The sequence below is a fragment of the Actinoplanes palleronii genome (assembly GCF_016862315.1).
GTDB lineage: Bacteria > Actinomycetota > Actinomycetes > Mycobacteriales > Micromonosporaceae > Actinoplanes > Actinoplanes palleronii.
The window spans coordinates 1-7,212 of sequence record NZ_BOMS01000055.1 but is presented as its reverse complement, the minus strand read 5'-3'; the positions used below and the strand labels follow the sequence as shown (position 1 = coordinate 7,212).

Sequence of the window (7,212 nt, the reverse complement as noted above, 5' to 3'; positions counted from 1 at the left end):
CTCGTCCTCACCAGGCGGGCCAGTCCGTCGGACAGCAGGTCGCGGGCGGCGGCCCGGGAGAACGCCGGGTCGCCGAGCACCACCGGCAGGGCCAGCCCGTCGATCAGCGCGAGCACCTGCCGGGCGGTGTCGATCGGGGCCGCGCCGGCGCCGAACCCGCCGGCCGCGATCTCGGCGGCCAGCAGCTCGTGCCAGCGCCGGTAGTCGCCGAGCACGTCGGCGCGCACCCCGGGATCGCGCAGCGCCCAGCGCCAGGACTCGACCCAGAGCCGCCAGGACGCCTCGTCGCCGACCGCGCCGGTCAGGTGCTCGGCCACCGTCAGCAGCCGCTCCCACGGGCCGGTCACCCGCGCCAGGCGCGCCGTCACCGCGTCGAACTCCTGCTGGGCGGCGTGCCGGAAGACCGCGATGAGCATGTCCTCGCGGGTGCCGAAGTAGTACTGCAGGGTGGAGACGCCGACACCGGTCGCCGCGGTCACGTCGGTGAACCGGGTGCCGTCCGCGCCGCGCGCCGCGACCACCTCACCGGCGGCGGCGAGCACCTCCACACGCTTGGCGGCTGACCGTCTCACGGCGCATGTCTACCACGCAGGTCAGCCTACGAAGTCCTGGGTCATCCAGGTGATGCCCTTGTCGTCGCGGACCACGCTCAGGCCGATCTTCTTGAAGCTCTTACTGAGCAGGTTCTTGCGGTGGCCGTCGTTCGGCGGCACCTCGGCGAGCATCGAGTCGGTCAGGCCGTTCGCCGCCTTGACCATGTCGGCCGCGCTGCTGCCGCTGGAGCCGTACCCGATGTTCTCGCCGGCCGAGCTCCACGAGACGCCCTGCGCGCTGAACCGGTCGCCGATGTCGGACTCGCCGTCGCAGACGTGTGCCAGCCCGCAGCCGTCGATCATCAGCTGGTTGTGGATGGCCGACGCCTTGGAGAGCTTGGTGTCCAGGGTCAGCTCGGACAGGCCCTCGTCGACCCGGGCCGCGTTGATGTGCGCCAGCACCAGGTCGAGGACGGTGTCCGCGGTGGCCGGGGCGGTGCTCCCGCCACCCCCGGCGGCGGTCGCGGTCTTGGTGGTCTTCTTGGTCGCGGGCGCCGTGGTGGTCTTCCGGACCGTCGGCGTGGCCGTCGGCTTCTTGCTGGCCGAGGCCCGCGGGGTCGGCGAGCTGCTCGCGCTGGGCGCGGCGCTGGCCGGGAACGCGTCCTCGTCGGTCAGCAGACCGGCGTCGGTGCTGGGGCCGGCCGCAGCCGCGGCGAACGGTACGTCGGCCGACCGGGGGCTGGGGTCGGCCGACGACCGTTGCATCAGGCCTGCCACGGTGAACCCACTGCCGATGACCACGGCTGTCGTACCCGCCACCAGGGTGTACCGGAAACGGGCGGCAGCGGAGAGCGACACGGATATTCACCTTAGGTAGGTCGGGCAGGGGGCGACGCCCCACGACTATGCGCGACCGGCCGGAGGAGATCAGTCCGGGAAAGGAACCCTTAAGGTACGGCTCACAGACAGATAAGGATCAACGGACGCCGGGGTCGAACTCACCGGCCCGCACCCCGTCGAGGAACGCGACCCACTCCGCGTGGGAGAAGACCAGCGGCGCGCCGGCCGGGTCCTTGCTGTCGCGCAGCGCCACGATGCCGGGCAGGTTACCGGCCACCTCGACGCAGTCGCCCCCGTTGCCCCCGCTCCGAGTGCTCTTGTGCCAGACGGCACCGGTCAGGTCAACCATCGCTCTCCTTGATGATCGTGCCGATGAGGTCATCGGAATCGGGCTGACTGAGCGCTATCGCGTCGAGCCGGTTCCAGATGTGCTCATACGTCTCGACCTCGCCGAGCTTATCCAGGTAGAGCGCACCGGTGAGGTTCTCGCAGTAGATGGTGGTCGGCTCCGGCGAGGTGGTGCCGACCGCCGGGAACTCCAGCACGGTGAACTGCCCGGAGCTGGACGCCTGGTGCGGGCCGGCCGCGAACGGGATGACCCGGATGCTGATGTTCGGCCGGATGGCGACGTTGACCAGGTGGGCAAGCTGCTTCTGCATGCCCAGGGTGTCCGGGATGGCCCGGCGCAGCACACCCTCGTCGATGATCACTTCCAGCCGGGGTGCCTGGGGACGTGCCCGGCGCAGCAGCGACTGGCGCTCCAGCCGGACGGCCACCGCGTTCTCCACCGCGGCCGCGTCGTCCTCCATCCACCGGCCGAAGACGAACTCCGCGTACTCCCGGGTCTGCAGCAGGCCGGGGATGGCGCTCGGGGCGTACTGCCGCAGGCGGGAGGCGGCCTGCTCCATGCCGACGTAGAGCTCGAACCAGGCCGGGACCACGTCGCCGTACGCGTGCCACCAGCCCTTGGCCTTGGACTCCTGCGCCAGGCCGATCAGCACCTCGGTCATGTGGCCGGGCGCGCCGTACACCCCGCACATCGCGATCACGTCGTGCTTGCGGACCGGGACCTCGCCGTTCTCGATCCGGTACATCCGGGCGCGGGAGAACTCCAGCTCCTGCGCCGCCGCCATCAGGGAGATCCCGCCCTGTTCCCGCAACTGCCGCAGCAGCCGGCCGACCTGCCGTCTCGGTACCGTCGAACCCGTCTCGGACACCCGGCGACTCCCTCCCCGTCACAACCACCGAGGCCGCACGGCGTCCGGGTGTCTCGAACGAGACGATCCGAACGGCTGCATCGAGACGCCGGGAATCCATTTCCGGGATTCTCGCCGCTGCGGCTTGAGCCCGAGCCTAAGGCAAGCGAGGCTCCATTGTGTAGTCGCAAGATCGCAGAAGGTAATTATCACGGGGAGTCGCCATGCTGGTGCCGCGGACCGAACACGTCGGGGAGCGCCCCTCGTGGGAGTGCCGGGTCTGTGGCCGGTCGTGGCCGTGCGCCGTCGCGAAGGTCGAGCTGGCCGAGCAGTACCAGAAGTTCCCGCACGGCCTGGCCGTCTACCTCGGCTCGTGCCTGATCGAGGCGATCGACGACTGTGCGGCGGGCTCCGGCGGCCCGCCCGCCGACCTCTACGAACGCTTCTTGGGCTGGACCGACACCGAGGCCCCCTGAATCACCGGCTTGCGCAGCACCCGGAACAACTGGTCGTCGGTGACCTGGGAGTACACCGTGCGATCGGAACCGGTCATCACCACCCACGGGCAGGCCTTGTCGGCGCCCTCTAGGGTGGCCTCGGCGACCTTCCGGCGGGTGGCCGCCTCGTACACGGTCAGCTTGTAGCGGCCGACCATCAGCGGCAGGACCGGCTTCTTGGCCTCGTCCGACTTGCAGTCCTTGAGCTTGGCGCCGCCACCGATCAGGTCCAGGCACGCGACGAGCTGCACCCGGGTGACGGCCGGCGCCCAGGCCCGCCGGGCCACCGCCGAGCCACCGAGCGCGACCCGGGCCAGTGTGCGGCTCGACCGCTGGTCCATGTCGAGACGGCCCCGGGCACTGATCGCGATCGGGTGCACGGCCTTGCCGGCGAACTTGGGCGCGGTCGGGTAGTAGGTGCTCCCGCAGACCAGCTCCAGGTCGTCGGCACTGCGTACCGGATGGGTCGCGGCCTGCGGGACGACCTCGCCCGGCGGCGAGACCGACGGGGCCGGGACCACCGAGACGTCCTCGGCCACGGCGCGCACGGCGGGACCCTGATCGCCGCCGTCGCCACCGACCGCCGCCCAGACCAGCAGGACCGCCACGACCGCCGCGACGCCGCCGGTGGTCATTCGGGTGCGGCGCGACAAGGTCCGCCATCTTTTTTTGGTACGCAGGAGAAGCGAGCCGCCGGCCGCTCCCCCGGGCTGCGGTGCCGGGTCCTGCGGTGTCGCGTCGCTCGGGGGCACGTCGTGCGGGGTCGCGCGGTCCGCCACTGCGAGATCCCGTTTCGCAGTGGCGGCGCGCAGCACTTCGATCACCTCGGGGCTGAGCTCGCCCTTTCCGGACGAGCCCGCAGCGGGCACCGCCGGACCGGAGGCGCCCGAAACGCCGGCCCTGTCCGGAGTCGGTTCCCCGGCCTCCTCGTCACCGCTTCGCGGCTGCCCTACCTGCGCCATCGTTCGCTCCCCAGCCGGCCTCAAGGCGGCGAACTATACCGATCGGTAACACGTACGTCACCGGGTGCGCGCGCCCGTCTGCAGTGGAGCTTTTCCCCCTAAATCAGAACGAATACGGGCCGAAGCGACCCCACGCCACCACCGCGGCCAGCACCAGCAGCACCGCACTCGGGGCGATCGCCTGGTTCTCGTGGCGGCGGACGTGCACCACGACCGCACCGATCATCGTGATCACCAGACCGGTGGCGGCGATCGGGACGAGCACCGGGGCGATGTCCAGCAGCGCCGGCAGGATCAGGCCGATCGCGCCGAGCACCTCGACCACGCCGATCAGCTTGACCTGCACGTCGCTGAGGTCGGCGGCCCAGCCCATCCCGGACGCGACGAGCTTCTCCTTGGGCTGCAGCGCCTTCATCGCGCCGGCGGCCAGGAAGGCAGCCGCGAGCAGGCCCGCAATGATCCACAAGACAACGTTCACGATTCCTCAATTCACTTAAACAGTTGAGCGAAAGCTAGTCCCCATGACTTAAACATGCAAGCGCTGGTGAGTTAAATGCTTGAGCTATGCTCGGGGCATGGAGACACCCGAGCCACAGTGGCTGAGCAGCGAGGAACGGGAAGCCTGGTTCGCCCTGATGGGCCTCTTCATGCGGCTTCCGGCGGCGCTCGACGCCCAGTTGCACCGCGACGCCGAGCTCAGCCATTTTGAGTACGGGATTCTCGCCGGCCTCTCCGAGACCCCCAGCCGGACCCTGCGGATGAGCGTGCTCGCGGTCCTCGCCGAGGGCTCACTGGCCCGGCTCTCCCAGGCCGTCGGCCGGCTGGAGAAGCGTGGCTGGGTCCGCCGCACCACCGACCCGGACGACGGGCGCTACACCCTCGCGGTGCTCACCGACGACGGCTGGGACAAGGTGACCGCGACCGCGCCCGGGCACGTCGCCGAGGTCCGGAGCCTGGTGTTCGACCAGCTCACCAAGGCGCAGACCCGCCAGCTGCGCGACATCGGCCGCCGGATCATGCGGGCCGTCGACCCGGACGACCCGTGTGGTGCCACCCGTTCCTGACTCGCTTGGAGTGCACTGTGAGTTCCCTGTTCAACCCGGCGGTGCCGGCTGGTGCGTACGATGAATTCCTGCTGGAAGCCCTGCCCCGGGCGCGCTCGCAGCGGACCTGGGACCCGGCCGACGGACCTCTGCCGGCCCTGTATCTCAGCCACGGCGCGCCGCCGCTCTTCGACGACGGGCCCTGGCTGCGCGAGCTGTTCGGGTGGGCGCAGTCGATGCCGAAACCGACGAGCATCCTGATCGTCTCCGCGCACTGGGAGAGCGCCCCGTTGTCACTCTCCGCGACCGGCGCGAGCACCCCGCTGGTCTACGACTTCGGCGGCTTCCACCCGCGGTATTACACGATGGCGTACGCCACGCCGGACGCGAGTGCGCTGGCCCGCCGGGTGGCCGGGGCGATGCCCGATTCCGATCCGGTCCACCAGCACCCGCGGCGCGGGCTGGACCACGGCGCGTGGGTGCCGCTGATGGCCATGTACCCGCTCGCCGACATCCCGGTGCTGCAGCTCAGCATGCCTACGCAGGACCCGGTCAAGCTGCTCGCGATCGGTGCGCGGCTGCGGGAGCTGCGGGCCGAGGGGGTGCTGGTGATCGGCTCCGGGTTCATGGTGCACGGGCTGCCGTTCGTCACCCGGGAGATGCTCTTCTCCGGGGCGGTGCCGGCGTGGTCGTCCGATTTCGACGGTTGGGCCGCGGAGGCGTTGGGGCGCGGTGACGTGGACGAGCTGGCGGGGTATCAGCAGCACGCGCCCGGTATGCCGTTCGCGCATCCGACGCCGGAGCATTTCACGCCGTTGTTCGTGACGCTGGGTGCTGCGGACCGGCCGGACGGCCCGGTGCGGAGCGCTATCGAGGGCTACATGATGGGCTTCTCGAAGAGGTCCTTCCAGACGCTGTGACCGGTTGTGCCTTCAGCTTGTTCCGTCGGCTTGCTCCCGGCGGCTTGCTCCTTCCGCCGCGGTGACCGGTTGTGCCTTCAGCCGCAGTGACCGGTTGTGATGGAGTGGGCTGGTGACTTACCGGTGGATGGAGCTGCCCGCTGAGGCCGTCGACGCGGCGGCGCGGGAGTTGCTCGGGTGGCGGCTGACCGCCAACGGCGTGACGGTCCGGCTGACCGAGGTCGAGGCATACAGCGGCCTCGGCGCGGACCCGGCCAGCCACGCCCACCGCGGCGTCACCAACCGCAACGCGGTGATGTTCGGCCCGGCCGGCCGGCTCTACGTCTACCAGATCTACGGCATGTACTTCTGCGCCAACATCGTCTGCGGCGAGGAAGGCCGGGCAGCCGCGGTCCTGATCCGGGCCGGCGAGGTGGTGTCGGGGCTGGAGACCGCCCGCGCCCGCCGGCCGGCGGCCCGCCGGGACGCCGATCTGGCCGCCGGGCCGGGCAAGCTGATGCAGGTCCTGGACCTGAACCGGGCCGCCAACGACACCTCATTGATCGACGGCGAGGGTCCGGCGGTGCTGGCCCCACCGGCGGCCGCGGTGGGCGCGATCGAGGCCGGCCCGCGGGTGGGGGTCACGTCGGCGCACGACGTGCCGTGGCGCTTCTGGCTGCCCGGCGACCCGACGGTGAGCGCCTATCGACGCCACACCCCGAAACGCCGGGCCCGCACATGACCGCCCACCCGCTGGGTGCCCGGCCCGCTGGATGCCCGGCCCGCTGGATGCCCGGCCCGCTGGATGCCCGGCCCGCTGGATGCCCGGCGGTCGGGTGCCCGGCCGCTGGGGCTGGCGCTCACCAGCCAGCTGTCTCGGTTGGGGATGCTGGGGCTGGGTAGCCAGGCGGGGTGGCGGTGGGTCGCGGTTCGCCACGCCGCTCGCGAACGAGGGCGCACCGACATCACCCGGAGCGCCCGCAAGCGGCATCGGCGAGCACCCACTGTCGCTACCCGGGCCGGCAAACCACCATCAGCGCTCGCCCCACCGCAGCGGCGAGCCACGGTCGTTGTTAACCACCATGGGCGCTCGCCAGGACCAGCCGGGCGTTCGGCTGGTCCTGGCGACCCGGAAAGACCGGTGAATAACGGCCGCCGCGACCAGCTCGGGACGTTCGGCTGGCGCTGAGGGCCGGAGAGACGAGCGGATAACGGCCGCTGCGACCAGCTCGAGGTGCTCCC

10 protein-coding genes are annotated in these 7,212 nt (G+C 71.1%); 4 read left to right on the top strand and 6 right to left on the bottom strand.

Going from position 1 to position 7,212, the window contains the following annotated elements; all coding sequences use genetic code 11:
• The 4 genes from Apa02nite_RS20810 to Apa02nite_RS20795 form a co-directional block, all read right to left on the bottom strand.
• On the bottom strand, nt 1-572 hold a 572-nt coding region (locus Apa02nite_RS20810; protein ID WP_203826446.1), incomplete at its 3' end, for a TetR/AcrR family transcriptional regulator.
• 21 nt (nt 573-593) lie between these two features.
• Complete coding sequence (locus tag Apa02nite_RS20805; RefSeq protein WP_203826445.1) at nt 594-1,391, bottom strand: CAP domain-containing protein; 798 nt, start codon at nt 1,389-1,391, stop codon at nt 594-596.
• A 118-nt stretch (nt 1,392-1,509) separates the two neighbouring features.
• Nucleotides 1,510-1,722, bottom strand: coding sequence for a DUF397 domain-containing protein (locus Apa02nite_RS20800; RefSeq protein ID WP_203826444.1), 213 nt, complete (start codon nt 1,720-1,722; stop codon nt 1,510-1,512).
• Nucleotides 1,715-2,590 (bottom strand): helix-turn-helix domain-containing protein, encoded by an 876-nt coding sequence (locus tag Apa02nite_RS20795; protein ID WP_203826443.1) that lies wholly within the window; start codon nt 2,588-2,590, stop codon nt 1,715-1,717. Before Apa02nite_RS20795 ends, Apa02nite_RS20800 begins: the two co-directional genes overlap by 8 nt.
• Nucleotides 2,591-2,793: 203 nt before the next feature.
• Here Apa02nite_RS20795 and Apa02nite_RS20790 point away from each other — a divergent pair, with 203 nt between their 5' ends.
• Nucleotides 2,794-3,045: a hypothetical protein gene (locus Apa02nite_RS20790; RefSeq protein ID WP_203826442.1), complete on the top strand. Its 252-nt coding sequence runs from the start codon at nt 2,794-2,796 to the stop codon at nt 3,043-3,045.
• Here Apa02nite_RS20790 and Apa02nite_RS20785 read toward each other — a convergent pair.
• Complete coding sequence (locus tag Apa02nite_RS20785; protein ID WP_203826441.1) at nt 3,003-4,028, bottom strand: hypothetical protein; 1,026 nt, start codon at nt 4,026-4,028, stop codon at nt 3,003-3,005. The two genes, Apa02nite_RS20790 and Apa02nite_RS20785, sit on opposite strands and share 43 nt — an antisense overlap.
• Nucleotides 4,029-4,131: 103 nt before the next feature.
• Nucleotides 4,132-4,506 carry a DoxX family protein gene (locus Apa02nite_RS20780; protein WP_203826440.1) on the bottom strand — a complete coding sequence of 125 codons (375 nt, stop codon included), beginning with the start codon at nt 4,504-4,506 and terminating at the stop codon, nt 4,132-4,134.
• 97 nt (nt 4,507-4,603) lie between these two features.
• On the opposite strand from Apa02nite_RS20780, the gene Apa02nite_RS20775 reads away from it, so the two are divergent.
• The 3 genes from Apa02nite_RS20775 to Apa02nite_RS20765 all read left to right on the top strand — a co-directional run bounded on the left by Apa02nite_RS20775 (nt 4,604) and on the right by Apa02nite_RS20765 (nt 6,712).
• Nucleotides 4,604-5,092, top strand: a complete 489-nt coding sequence (locus Apa02nite_RS20775; RefSeq protein WP_203826439.1) for a MarR family winged helix-turn-helix transcriptional regulator — start codon at nt 4,604-4,606, stop codon at nt 5,090-5,092.
• Between the two features lie 17 nt (nt 5,093-5,109).
• Entirely contained in the window at nt 5,110-5,991 is an 882-nt protein-coding gene (locus Apa02nite_RS20770; protein WP_239164440.1) for a dioxygenase family protein, read from the top strand.
• A 127-nt stretch (nt 5,992-6,118) separates the two neighbouring features.
• On the top strand, nt 6,119-6,712 hold the full coding sequence (locus tag Apa02nite_RS20765) for a DNA-3-methyladenine glycosylase (protein WP_203826447.1): 594 nt from the start codon (nt 6,119-6,121) through the stop codon (nt 6,710-6,712).
• Nucleotides 6,713-7,212: the final 500 nt, after the last annotated feature.